This window comes from Microbispora sp. H10830, assembly GCF_014161375.1.
GTDB classification, from domain to species: Bacteria; Actinomycetota; Actinomycetes; order Streptosporangiales; family Streptosporangiaceae; genus Microbispora; species Microbispora catharanthi.
The window spans coordinates 483447-506180 of record NZ_JABBWX010000002.1 but is presented as its reverse complement, the minus strand read 5'-3'; the positions used below and the strand labels follow the sequence as shown (position 1 = coordinate 506180).

The window sequence follows — 22734 nt, the reverse complement described above, 5'->3', positions numbered from 1 at the left end:
CGGCCGGACGGTCAGCGGACCTCCGCGATGACCTCCACCTCGACCGGGGCGTCGAGCGGGAGGACCGCCACGCCGACCGCGCTCCTCGCGTGCTTGCCCGCCTCGCCGAACACCTCGCCGAGCAGCTCGCTGGCGCCGTTGACGACCTGCGGCTGCCCCGTGAAGCCGGGAGCGCTCGCGACGAACCCGACCACCTTCACGATCCGCACGACCTGCGACAGGTCGCCCACCAGCGCCTTGATGGCCGCCAGGGCGTTGACCGCGCAGATGCGCGCCTGTTCCTTGGCCTCCTCGGCCGACACCTCCGCGCCGACCTTGCCGGTGACGGCCAGCTCGCCCTTCACGAGCGGAAGCTGGCCGGAGGTGTAGACGTGGTCGCCCGTCCGTACGGCGGGCACGTACGCGGCCAGCGGGGGCACGACCTCGGGCAGCGCGAGCCCGAGCTCGGCGAGCCGCTCCTCCGGGGTGGCCATCACTTCGGCCGCTTCATGTAGGCGACCAGCTGCTCGGGGTTGGGCCCCGGGATGACCGAGACGAGCTCCCACCCGTCTTCGCCCCAGTTGTCCAGAATCTGCTTCGTAGCGTGCGTGAGCAACGGCACGGTGACGTATTCCCACTTGGTCATGGGCAAAGGCTATCGAGGCACGGCAGGCCGGGGATGCTCAGGAACGCGGTTCCGGCCGAGGGGCGCGGTCGGACACGTCGAACGGCGTGCCGGGCAGGTCGGCCGGGGCGTCGATGGCGGGCAGCTCCTCCAGCTCCTCCTCCACCGGAACGGGCTCCCCCACCTCGGCCTTCTGCCCGGCGGCGGGCGTCTCGGCCGCGGGGGCCATCTTGTCGAAGAAACGCAGCAGCTCGACCGGCAGCGGCATGACCAGCGTGCTGTTCTTCTCCGCCGCGACCTCCACCACGGTCTGCAGCATGCGCAGTTGCAGGGCCGCCGGGTCGGAGGACATCTGCCGCGCGGCGGCGGCCAGCCGCTTGGACGCCTGGAACTCGCCGTCGGCCGTGATGATCCGCGCGCGCCGCTCCCGCTCGGCCTCCGCCTGCCGGGACATCGACCTCTTCATGCCCTCGGGCAGCGCCACGTCCTTGATCTCGACCCGCTCGATCCGGATGCCCCACGGCCCCTCGGTCGGCTCGTCAATGACGGCTTTGAGCTGGGCGTTCAGCGCGTCCCTGTCCGACAGCAACTGGTCCAGCTCCGACTGGCCGATCACCGACCGCAGCGACGTCTGCGCCACCTGGGAGACCGCGAAGAGGTAGTTCTGGACGTTCACGACGGCCTTGATCGGATCGATCACCCGGAAGTAGACCACCGCGTCGACGCGGACGGACACGTTGTCCCTCGTGATGCCCTCCTGCGCGGGCACTCCCATCGTGACGATCTGCATGTTCACTTTTTGCATGCGGTCGACGATCGGGACGATCAGGTGCAATCCGGGGCCCCGCACCTCCTGCTGGATGCGGCCGAGCCGGAACACGATCCCGGTCTCGTACTGCTGGACGATCCGCACGCCCCGGGCCACCGCGACGAGCAGGGCAAAGCCCAGGACCACGACCAGCGTCAATAGCACCGACTCCACGGCCGGCACCTCCTTCGTCGACCCGATGGGGGGCAAGCGCCCATTGGCGAACCCTTACCCAATCGACGCGCAAGCCGTACCTCGGGTTCCGGCTCTGGACGACCCCCGCGAATCGGCAGGTGACCCTTGGGTAGCCTTCCTCACGTGGGCGAGTGGAGCAGGCACGCCGACGGGAACCACCGCGCGACGACCCGCGCACGCGATCTCGCCGGCCGTCCGGAGGAGGCACGGTGAGTCAGCCGACCAGCAGTCGCGGCGGGAGCAACGGGGAGGCCCGTGACACCGACTGGGACGGCGTGCGCCTGCACATAGTGAGCGGCAAGGGCGGCACCGGGAAGACGACGGTCGCCGCCGCGCTCGCGCTGGCCCTGGCGGCGGGCGGGCGCAAGGTGCTGCTCGTCGAGGTCGAGGGACGGCAGGGCATCGCCCAGGCGTTCGACCTGCCGCCGCTGCCGTACGAGGAGCGCAAGATCGCCGTGGCGCCCGGCGGCGGGGACGTGTACGCGCTGGCCGTCGACCCCGAAGAGGCGATGCTCGAATATCTCGAGATGTTCTACGGCATCAAGCGCGTGGGCAAGGCGCTGACCCGCATGGGCGTGGTCGACTTCGCCACGACCATCGCCCCCGGCCTGCGGGACGTCCTGGTCACAGGGAAGACCAGCGAGGCCGTACGCCGCCGCGACAAGCTGGGCCGGAGGGTGTACGACGCGATCGTCATGGACGCGCCCCCGACCGGCAGGATCGCCCGCTTCCTGAACGTGACGCAGGAGGTCGCCGGGCTGGCCCGGGTCGGGCCCATCAAGAACCACGCCGACCTGGTGCGGGGCGTGCTCGCCTCCCCGGAGACGGCGGTCCATTTCGTGACGCTGCTTGAGGAGATGCCCGTCCAGGAGACGCTGGACGGCATCGAGGAGCTGCGCACGACCGGGCTGCCGGTGGGCGGCGTGTTCGTCAACATGGTGCGCCCCGCCGGGCTGCCCGAGGGCGTGCTCGAAGCGGCCGGCCGGGGGCGGTTCGACTCCGCCGAGCTCGCGCTCGGCCTCAAGGCGGCCGGGCTGACGGACGCCACGGCCAACGCGTCCGCGGTCGCAGAGGCGCTCGCCCGTGAGGTGACCGAGCACGCCCTGCGAACCGAGCTGGAAAAGCGCGAGCGCGTCGCGCTGGAGGAGGCCGACGTGCCGCGGTACGACCTGCCGCTGCTGCCCGAAGGCGCCGACCTGGCCGGGCTCTACGAGCTGGCCGACGCGCTGCGGGCACAGTGTGTCGCGTGAACTGTGCGCGGCGTGACCTTCTGATCGAGTGAAAGGCTGAATGGTGACGAGGACGGCGCCCGCGCTGGACATGGACGCGATCTTGGATGATCCGGACACCCGGATCATCGTGTGCTGCGGCTCGGGCGGTGTCGGCAAGACCACGACGGCCGCGGCTCTCGGGCTGCGCGCCGCCGAGCGGGGCCGCTCGGTGGTCGTCCTGACTGTGGACCCCGCCAGGCGGCTGGCCCAGGCCATGGGCCTGACCGAGCTCGACAACACCCCCAGGCGCGTACACGGTGTGGACGGCGCCGGAGAAGCCGGCGGCGAGCTGCACGCGATGATGCTCGACATGAAGCGGACCTTCGACGAGATCATCGAGGCCCACGCCGACCCCGAGCGCGCCCGGCAGATCCTGACGAACCCCTTCTACCAATCGTTGTCGTCCAGCTTCTCCGGCACGCAGGAATACATGGCCATGGAGAAGCTGGGCCAGTTGCGCCGCTCGAACGAGTGGGACCTGATCGTGGTGGACACCCCGCCGTCACGGTCGGCGCTCGACTTCCTCGACGCCCCCGAGCGCCTCGGCCGCTTCCTCGACGGAAGGCTGATCCGCATCCTCACGGCCCCGGCCAAGGCCGGCGGGCGCAGCGCGTTCAAGCTGCTCAACGCCGGCTTCGGGATGGTCGCGGGCATCCTGACCAAGGTGATCGGGGCCCAGGTGCTCCGGGACATCCAGCTGTTCGTCACCGCGCTCGACGCGGTTTTCGGCGGTTTCCGCCAGCGCGCCGAGCAGACGTACCGGCTGCTGCAGGCCCCCGGCACGGCGTTCGTCGTCGTCGCCGCGCCGGAGCGCGACGCGATGCGCGAGGCGTCCTACTTCGTGGAGCGGCTGGCCGACGAGCGCATGCCGCTGGCCGGGCTCGTCGTCAACCGCGTGCACCGGCCGCTGGCGCCGTCGTTGTCGGCGGCGCGCAGCTCCGCCGCCGCCGAGGACCTGGACGCCAGGGGTGAGCACGAGCTCACCGCGGCCGTGCTGCGGTTGCACGCCGGAAGGATGCAGCTCGCCTCCCGGGAGCAGCGCCAGCAGGAGCACTTCACCTCGGCCCATCCGACGGTGCCCATCGCGCAGGTGCCCGCGATGCCCGAGGACGTGCACGATCTGGCGGGACTGCGCCAGATCGGGCAACTCCTCGCGTCCTGAAGACGTGACGTCCGGCGTCCCGCTTCGCCGCGGGACGCCGCGCCGGGCTCAGCCGGCGATCAGCTCGTTGGTCCGCTCGTACTCTTCCTTGGCGGACTCCAGCAGGTCGCGCCAGGACTCCACATCCGGCCTGCGCCTGAGCAGCGCGCGCCGTTCCCTCTCCGTCATCCCGCCCCACACCCCGAACTCGATGCGGTTGTCGAGCGCATCGGCGAGGCATTCGGTACGGACGGGGCATCCACGGCAGATGAGCTTGGCCCGGTTCTGGGCGGCGCCTTGCACGAAGAGTGCGTCAGGATCCGCACCTCGGCAGGCGGCACGGGAGGTCCAATCCGTGATCCACATGTTCGACCCCACTCCCCTTAGGTGGTCAGTCGTCGTTTCGGCCGACGGGCGCGGGCGTCGGGCCTCCTGGTTGCAGTAGCCGCAGAGGAGAAAGTACGCAACGAAACGATCGAACCGACATACCCCGGGGGGACCAAATTCGTGCATGGTCATGTCAGGCCATGTGGCCGGGAATGACTAGTCCCCCCCGCCGGGGGGTAATGCGGACCTGTGAGGTCGATGCCGGGAGAGTCACCAAACGGACGTACCCTTGGATCCGTGCAAGCACACGGCAAAACTCTGGCATCCCGGACAGGTGCGGGCCTGCGCCTCATCGGCGCCGCGGGCGTCGCGGGAGTGCTTGCGGCGGCCATTGCACTACCCGCCGTGGGCGGGGCCGGCGTGACGGTCAAGTCGAGCATCGACACCCTGAGCCTCAAGCCGGCGAAGCTCGACGAACCGCCGCTGCCCGAGAAGACGGTCCTGCTCGACGCGGACGGCAAGCAGATCGCCCAGTTCTACTTCGAGAACCGGGAATCGGTCCCGATGGACCGCATCGCGCCGATCATGCGCAAGGCGATCGTGGCGATCGAGGACTTCCGCTTCTACGAGCACGGCCCGCTCGACGTCGAGGGCACCACCCGCGCCCTGGTCAGGAACATCACCACGGGCGGGGTGACGCAGGGCGGCTCGTCCATCACCCAGCAGTACGTGAAGCAGGTCCTGTACAACAAGGCGGAGACCGACGAGGAGAAGGCCGCCGCCGTCGCGCCGACCGTGGGGCGCAAGCTCAACGAGATCCGCTACGCGATGGGGATCGAGCAGAAGTACAGCAAGGACGAGATCCTCAACCGTTATCTCAACATCGCCTACTTCGGCGCCAGCGCGTACGGCATCGAGGCGGCGTCCAAGCGCTTTTTCGGCAAGCACGCCTCCGAGCTGAGCCTGAGCGAGGCCGCCACCCTGGCGGGAGCCGTCCAGGACCCGAACGCCACCGACCCCAACCGGGGCAAGGAGTTCCGTGACCGGCTGCTAACCCGGCGCAACGTCGTGCTCGACCGCATGGCCGAGCTGAAGATCATCACCGAGGCCGATCGCGACGCGGCCAAGAAGAAGAAGCTGGGGTGGAAGGACAAGGAGATCCCCGGCGGCTGCGAGGAGAGCGACTACCCGTACTTCTGCCTGTACGTGCGCAACGAGATCCTCAACGACACGCAGTTCGGCAAGACGCAGAAGGCCCGGCAGGACTTCCTGGCCCGCGGCGGCCTGACGATCAGGACCACGCTGAGCCGGAAGATGCAGAAGTCCGCGGAGAAGGCCATCAAGAAGTACGTCTTCCCGAGCGACAAGCCGGTCGCCTCCGAAGCACTCGTCGAGCCGGGCACGGGAGCCATCAAGGCGATGGCCTCCAGCCGGAAGTTCGGCACCAGCAAGAAGAAGAACGAGATGTCGATCAACGTCGTCGCGGACGGCCTGCACGGCGGCGGCACGGGCTTCCAGGCCGGATCGACCTTCAAGATGTTCACGCTGGTGACGGCGCTGAAGGAAGGCTACAAGTTCAACGACGGCTTCAACGTCGGCAGCACCTACACGGCGCCCAGCTACTCCGCGTTCAAGGACTGCAAGGGCAACTCCGTGGGCGACATCAAGACCCCGCTGCACAACGCGGAGGGCCACGGCGGGTTCCTGACCCTGCAGACCGGCACCTGGGGCTCGGTGAACACCTTCTTCCTCACCCTTGAGCAGAAGGTCGGCCTCTGCGACGTCGTGAAGACCGCCAAGGACTTCGGCATCAAGCGCGCCGACGGCGGCAAACTCCAGGAGTTCGAGCCGTTCACGCTCGGTTTCAACGAGATGGACCCGGTCACCGTCGCCACGGCGTACGCGACGCTGGGCGCCCGCGGCAAGTACTGCGCGCCGATGGCCATCACCGAGATCACCGACCGCTTCAACAAGGTGACCTCGTTCAAGCCCAAGTGCAAGCAGGCAGTCGAGGCCGAGGTCGCCGACGCGGCCACGAGCATCCTGTCGGGCGTGTTCACCAAGGGCACCATGTCCGGTGTCGGCGGCATCGGCAGGGACGCGGCCGGCAAGACCGGTACGGGCGACGTCTCCCGGACCGTCTGGTTCGCCGGTTTCACCCCCGACCTGGCGGGTGCGGTCAGCCTCGGCGACCCGCGCGGCCCGGTCCGCTACCCGCTGAGCAACCGCGTCATCGGCGGCCGGTCGTACGGCTCGGTCTTCGGCGCCAGCATCCCGGGCCCGATCTGGAAGGCGACCTTCCTGTCGGCGCTCAAGGGCGTCGACGCCTCGTCGTTCGTCAAGCCGGACATGTCGAGGTTCGGCGGCTGCGCCCACCAGTGCGCTCCCCCGCCGAAGCCGAAGTCCGACCGCGGCGGCGGCGACGGTCCGGGTGGCGACGGTCGCGGCAACGGCCATGGCGGCGGTCCCGGCAACGGCCGTGGCGGTGGCAACGGCGGTGGCCCCGGTGGCGGCGACTCGCCCTTCGACCCGTTCGGGTGATCCTTCTCCCGATGGGCCGCTCCTCTCGCCGAGGAGCGGCCCATCGGCGTTTCCGGCCTCGGCCGGACACTCGCCCGTTCCCAGGCCGGCCGCCCGCGGCCGTGAGGCGGAGTTTCCGGCCTCGGCCGGGCGCTCGCGGCCGTCAGGCGGACAGGCGGGCGCGTACGGCCTGAGCGACCCGGCCGCCCTCGGCGCGGCCCGCGACCTTCGGGTTCAGGATCTTCATGACCTGGCCCATGGCCTTGGGGCCCTGCGCGCCGCTCTCGGAGATCGCCTCGTCGACGAGCGCGTTCAGCTCGTCGTCGCTCAGCTGGGCGGGGAGGTACTCCTCCAGGACCGCCTGCTCGTCCAGCTCCGCCTGGGCCTGCTCGGCCCGCCCGGCGCCCGCGAACGCCTCGGAAGCCTCCCGGCGTTTCTTGGCCTCGCGGGTCAGCACCTTGATCACCTCGTCGTCGGAGAGCTCGCGGGCCTCCTTGCCGGCGACCTCCTCGACGTTGACGGCGGCCAGAGCCATCCGGATGGTCCGGAGCCGTACCTCGTCACGAGCCTTCATCGAGGCCGCGAGGTCGGCCTTCAGCTTGTCCTTCAACGCACTCATGCGTCCATCTTGCCGTGCCCGGGCTCCCGTCTTCGCCAGGTTATGCGGGAGGCGGGCCGTACGTCGGGCATCATGGCTGTGTGAGGAAAGCAGCCGCGATTCCCCTGTCCATCCTCGGCCTCGGCGTGGCCGGTGTCGGCTACGCCTCGGTGATCGAGCGAAACTGGTTCCGGCTGCGCCGGTTCGACGTCCCCGTCCTGGCTCCTGGCCAGCGGCCGGTCCGGATCCTGCAGATCTCCGACCTGCACCTCACGCCCCGGCGCCACCGGCTGATCAACTGGGTGCGTTCGCTGGCCTCCCTCGACCCCGACCTCGTCGTGAACACCGGCGACACGCTGGCGCACCCCGACGCGGTCGAGTCGTACATGTACGCCGTGGAACCGCTGCTCGACCGGCCGGGTCTGTTCGTCTACGGCTCCAACGACCTCTACGCCCCCCGGCCGAAGAACCCCGCCCGCTATTTGTGGCGTACGTCCAAGGGAGACTCCCGGCAGCACGTGCCGACGCTGCCGTGGGCCGAGCTGGGCGCCGCGATGCGGGAGGCCGGCTGGCTGGACATGAACAACGCGACGGCCCGCCTCAAGGTGGCCGACCTCGACGTCCATGTGGGCGGCATCCACGACTCCCACATCGACCGGGACCGGTACGACGAGATCGAAGGCCAGACTCCCGTGGACGCCGACCTGCGGCTCGGCGTCATGCACTCGCCCGAGCCACGCAACATGTCGCGGTTCGCCCAGGACGGGTATCAACTGCTGCTGGCCGGGCACACCCACGGCGGGCAGCTGTGCATTCCGTTCTACGGTGCCCTGGTGACCAACTGCGGCATCGACCGCGCCCGCGTCAAGGGGCTGAGCAGGCACGAGAGCTCCTGGCTGCACGTCTCCGCCGGACTCGGCACCTCGCCGTACGCACCCGCGCGCTTCGCCTGCCCGCCCGAGGCGACCCTGCTGACGCTCGTCCCCCGCCGCCCCGTCGTGCCGGATGACACAAGCAGCCGCAAAGTCCGCTAGACTTGCCGAGGCGCAGGACGAAAAGTCCAAGCGACCGGGGTGTAGCGCAGCTTGGCAGCGCGCTTCGTTCGGGACGAAGAGGCCGTGGGTTCAAATCCCGCCACCCCGACCATGTAGTACCAGCTGAGAGGCCGGTTCCGAAGATCGGAACCGGCCTTCTGCGTTCCTGAGTGAGTAATTGAGTGACTAGCCTGCGGGGAGATCTCTCCCCATGGGGAGGGACTACAGGCTCGGGTGCCCGACGGTGCCAGCCCGCTTGGCCTGGGATCTCCAGCTAACTTCTTCGGCCAAAGATCGTTGATCTCGCCTCTTCTAGCGACTGAATCGCCTGCCAGACAACGCTATTACCTTTCTCCGACACGCCACTGCCGTAGGAGCACCACTCGCTACGCTGCCGATCACTAGCATCTGCGGCGTCCTTGATGGCATTGCGGAAGTCGCGCCGTACGTGCGAGGGATCGAGTGGGGTCCCGACCTTGGATGCGAACACGAGGTTGTTCTCCTGCCACTTCTTCCGCGGCTTCCCGCTGCCTTTCCTGCTGTTCCCTCTGCCGCTGTAACGCGTCCAAGCAGCGCTTGGACAGGGCGAGAGTCCGGCGCGACTTACATGTCTTGGCGTCGCCCCCACCCCTCTCAGGGGTTGTTACTTATGCCTATGTAGCAACTCCCTGGCTAGGACTGGAGCTTCACATCGGAGCTTCGGCTTTCCAGGAGGAGCGCTTCATGGTTTCGCGTCAATCGGCAGGCGCACGCGTCGTCTCGGCGGCATGCGCGGCGTTGGCTCTGAGCGTGTCCGCGCCCGCCATCGCGTCGACGGACAACGCCCCGGTCAAGGTAGGGGACGTGCAGAAGGCGATGGAGGCCTTGGTGAAGTCAGGCCACGTGGTGGGCGCCATCGGCGAGGTGTATGTGAACGGCAAGCGGGTCGGGAAGGGATCGGCCGGCTCCCGGCTGCTCGACGGCGGGGGCGGCGTGATCCCCTCCACCGCCCGCTACCGGATCGGTTCGCAGACTAAGAACATGACCGCCACCGTGGCCCTGCAACTCGTCCAGAGCGGCAAGCTGAAACTGGACGACAAGCTCAGCGAGGTGCTCCCCGAGGTGGCGGAGAAGGATCTAGTGGAACGGGCCGACGAGATCACGGTACGCAACCTGATCCAGCTCTCCTCGGGCATCCCCGACTTCCTCACCCCCGAGATCGACCCGCTCGGCTCCACGACCACGTATCGCCCCGTCGACTTGCTGGCCGCCTCGCGCAAGCAACAACGGCCATCGGAGATCGGGACCTTCAACTACTCCAACACCAACTACATCCTGCTCGGCATGATCATCGAGAAGGTGACCGGGCATTCGCTGGCGACCGAGCTCAAGCAGAGGATCTTCACCCCGCTCGGCATGCGGGCCACCTACCTGCCGATCAAAGCCGCCGAGGGAATCAAGGGCCCGCATGGGCACGGCTATAGGAAGGATGAGACGGGCAAGCTGCTCGACGCCGACAAGCTCAACGCCACCACCATGCTGGGCGCCGGCGGCGTGATCTCCACCGCGCACGACATCAGCGCCTTCCAACGCGCGTTCATCCAAGGCAAGCTGCTGCCGGACTCCCTGCGCAAAGTGATCACCGATCCGGTGCCCGGCCAGCCGTCGCCGCCGCAGGGCGGTCCGTGTATGGGCAAGCCGGCCTTCCAGCCACGTGGCGGCAGCGCCCCTGGCTTCGTCGCCGCGACCTACACCTCGCCGGACGGGCGGCTGCAGTTCGCGGTTTCCGTGACGGTGGCCATGGATGACGCCGAGCGCGGTGCTGTGGCGCAGCGTATCGACCAAGCCCTCGCGTCGGTGTTCTGCCCTGCGACTGCCGCTGGCTAGACCTGTTCTCCGCACGATCGTTTCTCTGGATCGCGTTATGAAGAGTGGGTTGGCCCGCCTGACTGGGTCTGAGTGGTCCTTCGGGCCAACCTCGTCATTAGGCTCGCCGGGGACGGGTGGAGATCCTGGTTTAATGCATCCGCCACGGCGATTCTGCGTGCTGCCGATGCTCGCAGTCATCCATCGCTGCTTGAAGGATCTTGATCCACAGGTCTTGACGATTACTCGTGCTGTGACGGAAAACGTTCACCGGGGTGCACAGTCTTCGCGTGGGGGCGAACCTCAACTTTTGACGGCCTCTGCGATCTGCAGTGCGACCTGGGCCGGTGTCAGGTGCGTGGTGTCGACGACCTCGGCCTCGCCGTGTAGCCACGCGCGGGCCGCCTCGGCGTAGGGCTCAAGGTATCTGAGACGGAAGGGGGAGGGGCCAAGAAGAGTGTCCCCCTCGATGCGCCTACGCAGGGTGTCTTGGTCAGCGTGGAGGACGAAGTGTCGTACCGGGATGGCATGTTGGGTGAGGCCCATGCTGATTTCGCGCCAGTACTGCTCAACCAGGACAGTCATGGGCATCACCAGAGTGCCGCCGGTGTAGTCGAGTACGAGGCGGGCGGTCTCGACTACGAGTGGCCGCCACGGCGGCCAGTGTTGGAAGTTGTCGGTCGCCGGCAGCCCCGGCGTGATGTCCATGAGTGTCTCGCCTACCTTCTCGGCGTCGAACACCCGTGAATTCGGGATCAGTTGCTGCACAAGTGGAGCGGTCGTCGTCTTGCCTGCGCCGTGGGTGCCGTTAAGCCATACGATCATGGAGCCCGATGCTAGTGCTGTGCGGGCCGTGGGAACGGACCACACAACGCCGCAATCCGGATCCCCGGCACCGAACGCACAGCACGAGCTCGGCACCGGGGAGGGATGTACCGCGGATCCGCGGTTACGTCGAGACGACCGTCAGACGGCCGTGCGCGACCACTGCTGGTTGGTGCCGGTGTTGCACGGATACTGCTTGAGGATCACGCCATCCGCGGTCGACGCGGACGGTACGTCCACGCATTTGCCGCTGTGTCGTGCCCGGAGCTGAAAGTAGCCACCGTTGGCGACCATCTGGAACTGCTGATTGGTGCCGGTGCCACAGGTGTACTGGATGAGCTCGGCGCCGTCGGCGGTTGAAGCGCCCACCACATCAAGACACTTGCCGCTGTGGCGGCTGACGAGGCGCCAGTAGCCGCTGCCGGCGTCCTGGAACTGCCACTGCTGCCATGGGTTGCCGCCGTAGGTGTACTGGTCGACGCGCGCACCGTTGCTGGTGCTCGCCTGTAGGACGTCCATGGCCTTGCCGCTGTGGCGCGCGTCGATCCTGTAGAACGTTTCCGGCTGCGGCGAAGGGGTGGAGTCGCGGACGGTGTCGCCCCAGCCGTAGCGGACCCGGTCGGCGCCGGATTGGTTGCGGATGGTCAAGGTGAGGTTGGTGCCGCTGCCGCCGAGGGCGTACATCGAGTAGTGGTCGTAGCCGAGGTTGTCGGTCGGCTTGCCGCCGAGGGCGGGCCAGTAGGTGCCGCCCATCTGGTTGTCACGCATGACCTGGGCCACGGCGCGGAGGTAGCGCACGAAGTTGTCGGTGCTGTTCGCGTCGCCGTAGTTGCGGCCGTCGTTCATCGGCGCACCGAACTCGGTCATGACCGCGCGCGAGGCGCAGTTGCCCAGACGCGTCTGAATGTGGCTTCGGAAGGCGTCGTAGGTCATCGCGCTGTAGAAGAAGGCGTAGTAGTGGAAGGACAGCAGCGTCGAGTTGAAGCGGCTGTCGTTGCAGATGTCCCGGAGGTCCTGGCTGAAGCCGGTACCGCCGATGAGTACCCGGCCAGGCACCGCCGAGGTGTGAGTGCTGAGCCAATTCGCCGCTACGTCGCGCCATTCCGCCGATGAGTAGCCGTGCGGCTCGTTCATCGGCTCGAAGTAGACGTTGCTGTTCGAGCCGTACGTGTTGGTCACGGTGGACCACATCGAGTTCCACGCGGCGAGGTTCGTGATCCTGCCGCCGGAGGCTGCGCCGTCCTCCCAATAGGCCAAGATGACCTTGAATCCACGGTCGGTGGCGGCGTCGATGGCGCCGCGGTAGGAGTTCCACCAGGTCGTGTTGGCCACAGTGTGGGTGTTGATAGGCAACCGGACGGTGTTGACCCCCATGATGTATTCCATGTAGTCGTAGAGCGCGTTGGCCTTGGCCCGTACTGTCGCGTTGCTGTCGGACTGGCTCAGGCCCTGCACGACGAGCGTGCCGGTGCTGAAGTTGTCACCCAGCACGGCCCAGTTCATACCTCGGAATTGGCTGGTGGCGGCATTGGCCGATGGCGCGGGGACGAGGGCTGCCACTGCGGTGAGCGCGGTCAGCACAAGGGCGATCAGCAATTGGCGCAACGACCGAATGCTCCGCGATGGTCCTGATGAGCAACCATCAGACGCCATGCTCAGTGCCATGAAATGTCCCATCACTAGATCTAAATGGCTGGGTCGAAATTTCATTTGTGCACATTGTTAGCGATAACAAAATAACTGCCGATCACCCACGGAGGCCTCACGCTAGAGGGGAGGCGGGAGTGCGTCAACAGAAAGGGAGACGACTTGCTCGAACCGCTGGTCCGTGACCGACACCGCTGTAAATTTCAGGCAGACTTCCTGGTCACGCCAACGCCCCGATAGTGCCAAGCAACTCCACCGCGCCCCGGCCACACGTTCCGCTCTCCGATCGCGGCCCGGTCGGTGCAGGGTACGAACAGGATCGCCTGCCGCCCGGGGGCGCCGCGGCCTACCAGGCCGAGGGCCGTCCCTGCTGGACACCCGGAGGGACGCTGATCCTGGAGGAGGAGATCGGGCCGATCGGCGTGGAGGCCGACGGCGCGTTCAGCCGCGTCGCCACCGCACGCGCCGTCGCCCACCGCTCCGCGGCCCTTCGGGCACCTACGGCAGCACCATCGTGCGTGTCCGCAGCTGCTTCGCCGGGCAGTGGGGCCGTTGCTCCTGCAGTCTCCAGTGATCGGTGAGGTCGGTCACCTTTCGAAGTCGCACGTCTATCCGCAGCCCGAATCACCTCATCGAGTCCGGTGATCGCCTGGGAGGAATAGTCAAGACGTGTGGACGGGATGCGGCTTGCCGATTCGCTGGAGTGGAACAGCGACCGGGAAGAGGAGCTTGAGTCTCCAGCAGGGGGAGACGCGAGGGTACGGAGTATGGACGGCGACACGCTCTACTCGATCGGCGATCTGGCTCGGCGGACCGGGCTGACGGTCAAGACCATACGGTTCTACTCCGACTCGGGAATCGTGCCGCCGACTGACCGCAGCCCGGCTGGCTACCGGCTCTACGACATCGATGCCCTCGCGCGTCTGGACCTCGTGCGGACGCTGCGCGACCTGGGACTCGACCTTGCCGCCGTCCGGCAGATCCTGAACCGGGAGATCTCGCTGCCCGAGGTCGCCGCAGCACATGCCGAAGCACTGGAGGTGCAGATCCGTACCCTGCGACTGCGGCGTGCGGTGCTGCGAGCGGTAGCCAAGCGTGGCTCCACCCCTGAGGAGATGGACCTGATGCACAAGCTCGCCAAGCTCTCCGATGACGAACGCCGACGTCATATCAGCGACTTCATCGACGACACCTTCGGTGGTCTCGACGCCAACCCCGATCTGGTGGCCATGATGCGCTCGGCTATGCCCGACCTGCCCGACGACCCCACGCCGGAGCAGGTCGAGACCTGGGTCGAACTCGCCGAGCTCTCCCAGGAGCCGGACTTCCGCGCCTCCGTACGCCGGATGGCCGAGTACCAGGCGGCCGAACGCGCTCAAGGCGACACCACGGGCCTGCACCATGACCTCACCGACACCGTCCGCGACCAGGTCGGCCAGGCACTGGCAGCCGGTGTCGCCCCGGCCTCGCCCCAGGCCGCCCCTGTGATCACAGCGCTCATGGCCCGCTACGCGGACGTCTTCGGCCGCCCCGACGACGCCAACCTGCAGCGTTGGCTGCTGACGCGCTTGGAGACCGCCAACGATCCCCGCGTGGAGCGGTACTGGCAACTGCTGGCCGTGATCAACGGCTGGCCGGTCCCCGAGAGTCTGGCCCCAGTGTTCGATTGGTTCATCCAGGCTCTGCGTGCCCACGTGGAGCGGTAGCGCGAGGCCGAACAGGACGCGGCATGGCCCGACCATCCAGGTCATGCCGCGTGGGCTCCGGCGCGCTCGACCAGGAGTCCGCGCTCGAAGCAGGCCCGCGCGCGGACCCCGATCGCGCCGGCCGCCGCGCTCCCCGGCTTCCGGTACAGGGCAGAAGAGGGCTGAGCATGAATGCGCCTCCGGCGGGGGCACTCCGGCCCCGAGGTGATCGCCGAGCACGAGTGCGGGCCGTAGGTGAGTTCGGCGTCGCGAACGCCACCGGCCAGAAGGTCATGCGGGCGCTCTGGGCAGACGGCCTGATCCACACCGAGCCTGGCATGGGCAGCTTCGTCACCCCCCGGAAGAGCGCGCCCAGGCAGAGTGACCCCGGCGAATCTTGGGCTACCCACCGGCGAGGGCTGCCGAGAAGCGATCAGGTGTCGTAGGAGCCATCCCAGGGCTCGTAGAACCCGATCTGGTTGGGGTAGTACTCGACATAGCCGTCGCCGTCTTCGGCTCTGTCCGTCTCGTCTATGAGACCGAACACGCAGTCGTGGGCGTCAACACGGAAGAGACGAACGGCGATGTCCCCATACTCGACGTCCTGCAAGCAGGCCAGCATCCGTCGCAACGCCTGATCTGCCTCGGCGCCGTCCGCAAACGGACCGATCTCTGAGCTGAGGTGCCGACCATCGTGGTCGAACAGATGAAGGATCGCGAACCATGGCCCCGGCATCGGCTCACCATGCTCATCACGCCAGGGCCACTCCCCTACCTCTTCGTACGCCGCGACCGGCCATCCCCTGCACACCCCTCCGAAGAACAAGCCTCCAGCATGAGTGCCGATGGTGTCGGTGTGGTAATCGGGCTCGTAGGAAATGGGGATCAGGTCAGGTATCCGCATGGCAGCGACGGTAACCCCAGCCGATGACACTTCTTGGCAAGAGCCGTGCACCAACTCACTACTTGCTGACGGCGGCGGACGGCAACCGGCGACGGCAACGCGCCAGATGAACATTTGCCCCCGATTCAGAGGCCATGTGCCCAGGGCGTCGGTCGGCTGTAATCCGTCAATGAGGGGTTCGAGTCTCAAGCGCTCCAGCGGAGGCATCTCTGGGCGGAAATACTGAGATGGAGGAAGAACGGCGAAGGAGTCGCCAGATGCCCACGGCGATCACGGGAATGGCCATCGCCCAGCAGTAGAGGGCCGCGATGATTCCCTCGTTCACGTGCTGCCCGTTGCCCTGCACCTCAGGAACGAAGCTTGAGGCGATCTCCGGAAGGAGTAGCAGCGCCACCCCTGCCAGGGCGAGCATCGAGTTAGTCGCGACGGACAGCCTCGCCGGGTACGGTTCCCGGATAAGGCGGCCGACGAACATGACAAGGCTGACGGCGCAAAGGACAGCCGGCGCCATGATCTTGCCGGACCAATGGATGAGCATGGTGGACCAGTACCAGCGCTCATCCGGCATCGGCGGCATGAAGTAGACCATAGGTGCAGGTGGGCCGTTGAAGTCTTTGATCGTGCCCAGAATCGAGCCGCCGACGAGGGCGCCGACGAAGGCGATGGACTTCGGAGTGCGCCGCGCCCACCTTGTCAGCCCTGCGGCGGCACCGAGTCCGGCGAGCAGACCGAGGAAGACACCTTTGCCGGCTCCGTAGGCGATCGGGACCCAGGCGTTCCAGGGGTAGTTGCCGACCGTAGCGGCTGTCCACGCACCAACCGCACCCCAGACGAGGATGCCTTCGACGATCCCTGCCGCCAGAAGGTCCCTCACACACCTGCCCGTTGTCACAAAGGCAATATGCCCTCCACCGCCGGGCAAGGCCGGGAAAACCCGGGTGCGCGTCCACCCCGACTCGAGAATCAAGGGCCTGATCACTAGAGACATGATCAGGCCCTTGACCGTTTGACCGTTGATCGAATTTGTGATCACAAAGCGCTAGGGTGAGCGGCCCCGCCCTCTGCTCGATCTCCTGGATGTGACGCGTGCGCCGTTATCGGTCGGTCCTTCCCGCCGTGTTCGTGACCGGTGGCTATGTGGCGGCGCTCGTGGTCGCCGCCGTGGTCGCGCGGACCGGTGGCGACGTCGGCTTCCTGTGGCGGCTGTCACTGTTCGTCGAAGCGGACGAGGACGCCACGGCCACGTGGCCGAACGTGCTCATCCTCGTCCTGGCGGGCGGACTGTGGGCCTGGGCGCTCTGGCAGAGCCTGCGGGGCCTGCCGTACGGGAAGACCCTCTCGGCCGACCCCGAGACGCGCCCGCTGCGAAGGACTCTGTACGCGGCAGTGGCATTCTGGGTGTTCTACGCGGTCATGCCGGTCTGGCCGTGGTGGGCGGTGGTGCTCGACACGCTGGTGATGGCGGCGGTCGTCGTGCTGTTCCACCCGGTGCTGCGCCGCAACGTACGGCACGCCGATCTCGCCCTGGCCGCCGGCCTGCTGGCCCAGGTGAGCCTGGCGGCGACCGAGGTGTTCGACATGCTCGACTGGCACGCGGCGGAGCGGGCGGCGGCGCTCGGCGGGTTCGCCGGCGCCGGGACTCTGGTGTGGTCCGTGCTTGTGCTCGTGGCGCAGTGGCGGGACGGCCGCTGGGGGCGGACGACCGTGTGGTACGGCATCGCCTCCGTGCTGGTGCCGGTCGCGCTCCTGATCGGGGGCATACCGCTGAGCGGGGCCGGTGATTTCCACGACGTCTACGACGAGGCCACGTCGGCCGCCGACGCTCTGATCGTGATCTGGCTGGCCCGGTCCGCCCACGAACTCGTCGGCACGCCCAGCGGGCTCGCGCCATACGTCCCGCCGACCGATCGTGGAGCGGCGTTCACGGTGGCGGCCCGGTTCGCCGCGTGCCTGGTCCTGCTCCTTCCGCCGCTGGCCAACCGCCATCCGGCGTGGATCAGTCCGCACGTGTCGATCGAGCGACTGCCTCCTGTCGTGGGTGACGTGGTGGGCGCCGTCTCCCCGGCGTTCTGGCACGCTTTGGAGCTGTTCGTGGGCATCGGCGGCCTGGCCGTACTGGTGCTCGTCGCCCTGCAGCGGCGGGCCGTGTTCTGGGTGGCGATGAGCGGCCTGTTCCTCACCGCGCTCGGCGGGATCGCCGCCGTGACCCTGACCGACCGGGGCGGCCCGGGGCTCCTCTACGGCTCGGACGCCTTCGATCCGTATGCGATGATCACCACCTTCTCGAGGCCGACGACCGTCTCCCCGTTGTGGTTCACCGCCGCCTGCCTGATCTCGGCCGCCCTGCTCTGGTGTGAGCGGCACCGGCGCCTCGCAACGCCTGCAGTCGGATCCAACTCGACTCCAAGCCCGCGACTGTGAACTGTGCCCCGGTCCCAACGGAACGAGATCGGAGTCATCGACCAGGTCCCCTGCGGCCGGTATTTCTGACCGATCGACCGGACCCCGCCACAGGGGTCCGGTCCATCGTGGATTCCGGCAGGAAACAACGTGTGCAAGCACCGGGCGCACGAACTCCGGTTCCGGAGTCCGGCCTGCGCCAACGCGACCAGGTAGTGCCGGCAGGAAACCCGGTTCCGATCACGGAACCGGCTCTCCTGCCCTACCGAGTGACCAGGCCCCGCTCACAAGCGCGCAGACGACCGGGAAGGTCGAGACGAGCGCCAGCGGACGGGTTGTCCTCGGGCGGGCCGGGACGAGACGATCTGCCTCGTCCCGGCCGACCCGTGGGTCATGCCGGCAGCGGGTGCCAGCCGTCGCGGTATCGGACACCGTCGAGCCGGAGCCGGACCTCGTCGTGCCAGGTTCCGGGAACTGGTTCGGTGCGGACCAGTTCCGGCCGATCCACCACGATGCACACGTCCTCGCCGGGCCACCACCAGCCGCAGGAGCGAACCAGTGCGGCCCAGTGGCCGAGGTGTTCGAGTTCGTCCGGCCCGTAGGAGGCCAGTCCGAGCCGGTGCAGGGCGTCGTAGTAAGCGACCCACGCCGCGTCCTGCTGCCCGTACCAACACGCCGGTACGGGCCCGCTGCCGGCCAGCGCGTTACGAATCGGCATGCGATATCCGTGCGCGAGGCTCCGGTGCAGTGCGGTGCGGATGCCTTGGTGCAGCACCACACCCAGTGGAACGCCGGCGTCGAGTGCCTTGAGCGGTGGCAGTTCGGGCCAAGGCTCGCCCCGTTTACCCCTCCGCGTCGGGGACAGCTCAGGGTCGGCGTGGGAGACACCCGCGCTGAGTGCGCCGCGCAACTGGGACTCGAGCATGGCCAGATCACTGGCCAGTGGCGGTGTCCCGCGCGGACGAGGATCCCGAATCCACCCGTAGAGCTGGTCGAGAGTGGGCAGACCGGCGACAAGCGGGATCGCCTTGTCCGGTGAGTCCACCCATTCAAAACGGGGCTTCGGGCGAGAGATCCTCGCGTAGATCACGGTCAGGCTGTGCTCGACGGTCCGCCGGTCGGCCGGCTGCGTGGACAGACCGTGGTCCAGCCACTCCTGTCGGATCTTGACAGCTTCCTGCCACCGGTCGTGAGCGCTCTTGCTCCGGACGTCGGCCACAGGTTCAGCGGCGACATAGCGCCGCGTGGGCGCGGTCAACGCGCGTGGGCGTCGCCGCCCTTTCGGTTGGAGATCATGCCTCGATGATGGCCTGCGCTCCACGGTGTGCGCAACCCCGGCCGATCCCCGCCCCAACCGCCGCTGCTGTCGCCGTTATCGCCAGGCCATTCTGCTCCGCGCCGGCGTCCTTGGCGGTGAATTCCCGGCCGCGCGCCTACAGGGCGTCGGGGCGCCAGCCGGTGGCATCCCGCTCGGTGATCTCGCGCAGGACCCGGGCGGGGTTACCGGCGGCGATGACGCGTGCGGGGACGTCTCGGGTCACGACGGCCCCGGAGCCGACGATCGCGCCGTCGCCGATGGTCACGCCGGGGTTGATGGTGACCCCGCCCCCGATCCACACGCCGTCGCCGATGGTCACGGGCCTGGCGTAGCAGGCCCCGGCGACGCGCTCGTCAGGATCGATGGCGTGGTTGGAGGTGTAGATGCTCACGCGCGGCCCGAGCAGAACGTTGTCGCCGATCGTGATTCGTGCGCCGTCGAGCATGACGGCGTCGAAGTTGGCGTAGAAGCCGGCGCCGACGCTGATGTTGTAGCCGAACTCGCACCGGAAGGTGGGCTCGAAGTGCGCGCCGGGGCCGACGTGGCCGAGCAGGTCACGTAGGAGGGCCTCACGCTGGGCCTGGGGAGCGCCGAAGCTGTCGTTGTAGGCGTTGGTGAGCAGCACGGCGCGCTGTCGGGCGGCGACCAGTTCGTCGGTCAGGTCGTTGTACATCTGCCCGGTGAGGATGTGGGCGCGCTGTGCCTCGATGCTCACGGTTGTCTCCTGCGGCGTTCGGTCTTCGTCGGCTGCGCGACCGATCTCGAGCCTGGGCCGCGCAGACGCCGAATCGGTACTCGTCGAGGACCAAGTGTCGCGGAACCTGCGACCGACGCCGATGGGACCTCTCGTGTGGAGAGCATGATCCGTAGCGTTCGCGCGAGCGCCGGCGTGGAAACCCGGGCAGCGCCGTGCAACGTGGCGTGAGCGTCGCACAGCGCCAACGGCGGGCTGTCGCCTCTCACTGGCAGGCGTCAGGTGAGGGCGCCCGCGCGGGCCGCCGCCAGAGCCGCCGCCGCGGCCCGATCCGCCGCGGTCTCGTCCAGAGGTTCCCCGGTGTTGAGCAGGGCGTAGTACAGGGGTGCGGAGACGGCGGCGATCACCCGGCGCGGGTCGGTGCCGGAGGGCAGTTCGCCTCGTTCGATCGCGTCGGTGACACAGCCGGCCCATTCGTCGATGCGTACGGCGTAGAAGCGGCGCAACGCCTGCGCCGCCTGGTCGTTGCAGAGTGAGGCGGCGATCAGCGCCTTGAACAGCCGCCCCTGGCGGGGATCGGTGAGGGTTTTGAGGACCAGGCGGGCGTTGTCGCGCAGATCCTGGTCGATGTCGCCGTTGCGCGACCGGGGCAGGGATCGTTCGGCCATGTCGTGGAGAAGGTCGGCGGCGAGCGCGCCGGGCGTGCCCCAGCGGCGATAGAGGGTGGTCTTCCCGACTCCCGCGATACGCGCGATCTCGCCGAGGTCGAGCCCGTCGAAGCCCCTTTCGGCCAGCGTGTCGGCGGCGGCTTCAAGGACGGCCTCGCGGACGCGAGCGGTGCGTCCACCTGGGCGGACGGCACCGGGCGGTGGAGTGGCTGCCATGAAGGCTCCTTCCCACAAGGCCACTATCGGGACGACAGTTCCCTTAAGGCGGCATGGAGTGCTAGTGTCCTCATCAGTTTAACGGGACGCGAGAACCGTTAAGACCGTACTGCCTCCATGCTCGAAGGGACGTCCCTGTCATGTCCACCACGAAATCCCCGCCGGTGGCCGCGGCCGCCACTCACGATGCGCCACCGCGGCGCCTGACCGGCCGCCTGAAGGTCATCCTCGCGGTGCTGCTGGTCGCCCAGTTCATGCTGGCCGTCGACTTCTCGATCCTGAACGTGGCACTGCCCGCGATCGGCGACGACCTCGGGTTCCCCCTGGCCGATCTGCAGTGGATCGCCACCGCCTTCGCGCTGTGCGCGGCCGGCTTCACTCTTTTCTTCGGCCGCATCGGCGACTTGATCGGCCGCAAGCGGATCTTCCTCGGCAGCCTCGCGCTCCTGGGCGCGGCCTCGCTCGCGGGCGGGCTCGCCCCGAGCCCCGCGGTCCTCCTCATCGCCCGCATCGCCCAAGGGCTCGCCACCGCCGCCGCCACCCCGGCCGGGCTCGCCCTGCTCACCACGTCCTTCCCCGAAGGCCCCCTGCGCCAGAAGGCCCTGGGCCTCAACGGTGCGCTCATGTCCGCCGGGTTCACCACCGGCGCGGTCCTCGGCGGCGTGCTCACCGACCTGCTGTCCTGGCGCTGGGCCTTCCTCATCAACGTCCCCGTCGCCCTGGCCGTGCTCCTCGTCGCCCCCGCCGTCATCGCCGAGTCGCGCCCCGCCGCCCGTCCCAAGGTCGATCTGCCCGGCGCGCTGTCGGTCACCCTCGGGCTGCTCGGCGTCGTCTACGGCCTGACGCGCGCCGGCGAACACGGCTGGAGGGAGCCCCTCGCCCTGACGGGCCTGCTGGCAGGGGCGGTCCTGCTGGTCGTCTTCTATCTCGTCGAGCGCAGGGCCGCCCAGCCCCTGGTCCCGGTGCGCGTACTGCGCAAGCGCACCGTGGCCTGGGGCAATGTGCTCGGGCTGCTCGCCTTCGTCACCGAGACGTCCCTGGTGTACCTGCTCACCCTGTACATGCAGAAGACCCTCGGCTTCTCGGCCCTCGCCGCCGGGCTCTCCTTCGGCGTTCTGGGAGCCGGGACCGTGACCGGCGGCATACTCGCTCCCAAGGCGATCGCCCGCACTTCCACAGCGGCCGTCCTGATCGGCGGCGGGCTGCTTCAGGCCGTCTTCACCGCCGTCCTGATCTTCCTGGGCGACACGCCGGCCTCGATGGGACTGCTGCTGCCCGCCACCTTCCTGGGCGGCGTGGGCAACATGCTCGTCATCGTCGGCTTCATGGTCACCGCCACCACCGGCCTCCCCGACCACGAGCAGGGCCTGGCCACCGGCCTGGCTTCGATGTCCCAGCAGGTCGGCATCACCATGGGGACCCCGATCATGTCCGCGATCGCCACCGCCACGGCCGGGGGCGTGGCGTCCGCCGGGGCGATCCTGCACGGTGTCACCGCCGCCATCGCCGTCAACGCCGTCCTCGTCCTGCTCGGCGTCCTCCTCGCCGCGGCCTTCCTGCGCACACGACGCGACCCCGCGCACGCCTGACGACCCCTCACCGGAGGGCGAGCCACCGCCAGCGGGGCAGTTCGAGCACCACGGTGATCGCGGCCAGCACGGTCACCGGCACGGCGGCGAACGCGGGCCAGGCGACCCACGCCGCCACCACCGCCGCCGCGAGCTGCACAAGGACCAGCGCGATGGTCACCGGCCCGGGCACCGCGACGATCACGTTCCGCTTGTCCCCCGGCGTGGACAACAGCGTCGGCAGCCCGATCAGCACTACGACCGACAGCACCGCCAGCGGCACGGACCGCGAGGCGACGGCCCACGGGGTCGCGATCCAGGCGACCAGCTCGGTGGCGAACCGGAACACGGACGCGAGGCGATCGTCAGGCCGCGAAGTGGAGGACACGCGCGCAATGTACCGTTCCTCACGCAGGTGGCCGCGAGCGCCGCGTCACGCGCGAGTGATGCCGGACATCGCACGAGC

Annotated in this window: 21 protein-coding genes and 1 tRNA gene; 9 read left to right on the top strand and 13 right to left on the bottom strand. The window is 68.4% G+C overall.

The window, feature by feature from the left end:
• Positions 1-11: 11 nt before the first annotated feature.
• The 3 genes from HHX35_RS07105 to HHX35_RS07095 are packed head-to-tail and all read right to left on the bottom strand — an operon-like array spanning position 12 to position 1586.
• Complete coding sequence (locus HHX35_RS07105; protein WP_139573994.1) at positions 12-473, bottom strand: RidA family protein; 462 nt, start codon at positions 471-473, stop codon at positions 12-14.
• Positions 473-625 (bottom strand): DUF4177 domain-containing protein, encoded by a 153-nt coding sequence (locus HHX35_RS07100; RefSeq protein ID WP_076440089.1) that lies wholly within the window; start codon positions 623-625, stop codon positions 473-475. Before HHX35_RS07100 ends, HHX35_RS07105 begins: the two co-directional genes overlap by 1 nt.
• A 37-nt stretch (positions 626-662) precedes the next feature.
• Positions 663-1586, bottom strand: coding sequence for a slipin family protein (locus HHX35_RS07095; RefSeq protein ID WP_139573993.1), 924 nt, complete (start codon positions 1584-1586; stop codon positions 663-665).
• A gap of 230 nt (positions 1587-1816) precedes the next feature.
• Here HHX35_RS07095 and HHX35_RS07090 point away from each other — a divergent pair, with 230 nt between their 5' ends.
• A complete protein-coding gene (locus HHX35_RS07090) occupies positions 1817-2857 on the top strand; it encodes an ArsA-related P-loop ATPase (protein ID WP_182898072.1) in 1041 nt (346 codons plus the stop codon).
• 40 nt (positions 2858-2897) lie between these two features.
• Positions 2898-4040 carry an ArsA family ATPase gene (locus HHX35_RS07085; RefSeq protein WP_182898071.1) on the top strand — a complete coding sequence of 381 codons (1143 nt, stop codon included), beginning with the start codon at positions 2898-2900 and terminating at the stop codon, positions 4038-4040.
• Between the two features lie 48 nt (positions 4041-4088).
• Here HHX35_RS07085 and HHX35_RS07080 read toward each other — a convergent pair whose 3' ends face one another.
• A complete protein-coding gene (locus HHX35_RS07080) occupies positions 4089-4385 on the bottom strand; it encodes a WhiB family transcriptional regulator (RefSeq protein WP_030506755.1) in 297 nt (98 codons plus the stop codon).
• 366 nt (positions 4386-4751) lie between these two features.
• Between HHX35_RS07080 and HHX35_RS07075 the strand changes: the two genes are divergently transcribed.
• Positions 4752-6887 (top strand): transglycosylase domain-containing protein, encoded by a 2136-nt coding sequence (locus tag HHX35_RS07075; RefSeq protein ID WP_310738935.1) that lies wholly within the window; start codon positions 4752-4754, stop codon positions 6885-6887.
• A gap of 142 nt (positions 6888-7029) precedes the next feature.
• Here the strand turns inward: HHX35_RS07075 and HHX35_RS07070 are convergent, their stop codons facing one another.
• Positions 7030-7485, bottom strand: coding sequence for a GatB/YqeY domain-containing protein (locus tag HHX35_RS07070; protein ID WP_182898069.1), 456 nt, complete (start codon positions 7483-7485; stop codon positions 7030-7032).
• A gap of 80 nt (positions 7486-7565) precedes the next feature.
• Between HHX35_RS07070 and HHX35_RS07065 the strand changes: the two genes are divergently transcribed.
• From HHX35_RS07065 to HHX35_RS07055, 3 genes are all read left to right on the top strand, one after another.
• Positions 7566-8498, top strand: a complete 933-nt coding sequence (locus HHX35_RS07065) for a metallophosphoesterase (RefSeq protein ID WP_139573988.1) — start codon at positions 7566-7568, stop codon at positions 8496-8498.
• Positions 8499-8533: 35 nt separating this feature from the next.
• Positions 8534-8610 (top strand) — tRNA-Pro (locus HHX35_RS07060).
• A 611-nt stretch (positions 8611-9221) separates the two neighbouring features.
• Complete coding sequence (locus tag HHX35_RS07055) at positions 9222-10364, top strand: serine hydrolase (RefSeq protein WP_182898068.1); 1143 nt, start codon at positions 9222-9224, stop codon at positions 10362-10364.
• A gap of 282 nt (positions 10365-10646) precedes the next feature.
• Here HHX35_RS07055 and HHX35_RS07050 read toward each other — a convergent pair whose 3' ends face one another.
• The gene (locus HHX35_RS07050) at positions 10647-11168 is read right to left on the bottom strand and encodes an ATP-binding protein (protein ID WP_182898067.1); all 522 of its coding nucleotides are present in this window, start codon (positions 11166-11168) and stop codon (positions 10647-10649) included.
• A gap of 141 nt (positions 11169-11309) precedes the next feature.
• A complete protein-coding gene (locus HHX35_RS07045) occupies positions 11310-12773 on the bottom strand; it encodes an RICIN domain-containing protein (RefSeq protein ID WP_220505101.1) in 1464 nt (487 codons plus the stop codon).
• An 809-nt stretch (positions 12774-13582) separates the two neighbouring features.
• On the opposite strand from HHX35_RS07045, the gene HHX35_RS07040 reads away from it, so the two are divergent.
• Positions 13583-14521 (top strand): MerR family transcriptional regulator, encoded by a 939-nt coding sequence (locus HHX35_RS07040; protein WP_182898066.1) that lies wholly within the window; start codon positions 13583-13585, stop codon positions 14519-14521.
• Positions 14522-14933: 412 nt separating this feature from the next.
• Here HHX35_RS07040 and HHX35_RS07035 read toward each other — a convergent pair whose 3' ends face one another.
• Positions 14934-15404, bottom strand: coding sequence for a hypothetical protein (locus tag HHX35_RS07035; RefSeq protein WP_182898065.1), 471 nt, complete (start codon positions 15402-15404; stop codon positions 14934-14936).
• A 166-nt stretch (positions 15405-15570) separates the two neighbouring features.
• Complete coding sequence (locus tag HHX35_RS07030) at positions 15571-16437, bottom strand: hypothetical protein (RefSeq protein ID WP_182898064.1); 867 nt, start codon at positions 16435-16437, stop codon at positions 15571-15573.
• A 53-nt stretch (positions 16438-16490) separates the two neighbouring features.
• On the opposite strand from HHX35_RS07030, the gene HHX35_RS07025 reads away from it, so the two are divergent.
• Positions 16491-17825, top strand: a complete 1335-nt coding sequence (locus HHX35_RS07025; protein WP_182898063.1) for a hypothetical protein — start codon at positions 16491-16493, stop codon at positions 17823-17825.
• Positions 17826-18195: 370 nt separating this feature from the next.
• Here the strand turns inward: HHX35_RS07025 and HHX35_RS07020 are convergent, their stop codons facing one another.
• The 3 genes from HHX35_RS07020 to HHX35_RS07010 all read right to left on the bottom strand — a co-directional run bounded on the left by HHX35_RS07020 (position 18196) and on the right by HHX35_RS07010 (position 20700).
• Complete coding sequence (locus tag HHX35_RS07020) at positions 18196-19062, bottom strand: DUF6745 domain-containing protein (protein WP_220505100.1); 867 nt, start codon at positions 19060-19062, stop codon at positions 18196-18198.
• Positions 19063-19237: 175 nt separating this feature from the next.
• On the bottom strand, positions 19238-19837 hold the full coding sequence (locus tag HHX35_RS44535) for a sugar O-acetyltransferase (RefSeq protein WP_220505099.1): 600 nt from the start codon (positions 19835-19837) through the stop codon (positions 19238-19240).
• A 257-nt stretch (positions 19838-20094) separates the two neighbouring features.
• Positions 20095-20700, bottom strand: a complete 606-nt coding sequence (locus HHX35_RS07010; RefSeq protein WP_182898062.1) for a TetR/AcrR family transcriptional regulator — start codon at positions 20698-20700, stop codon at positions 20095-20097.
• 140 nt (positions 20701-20840) lie between these two features.
• On the opposite strand from HHX35_RS07010, the gene HHX35_RS07005 reads away from it, so the two are divergent.
• Complete coding sequence (locus HHX35_RS07005) at positions 20841-22289, top strand: MFS transporter (RefSeq protein ID WP_182898061.1); 1449 nt, start codon at positions 20841-20843, stop codon at positions 22287-22289.
• A gap of 7 nt (positions 22290-22296) precedes the next feature.
• Here HHX35_RS07005 and HHX35_RS07000 read toward each other — a convergent pair whose 3' ends face one another.
• The gene (locus HHX35_RS07000; protein WP_182898060.1) at positions 22297-22656 is read right to left on the bottom strand and encodes a hypothetical protein; all 360 of its coding nucleotides are present in this window, start codon (positions 22654-22656) and stop codon (positions 22297-22299) included.
• Positions 22657-22734: the final 78 nt, after the last annotated feature.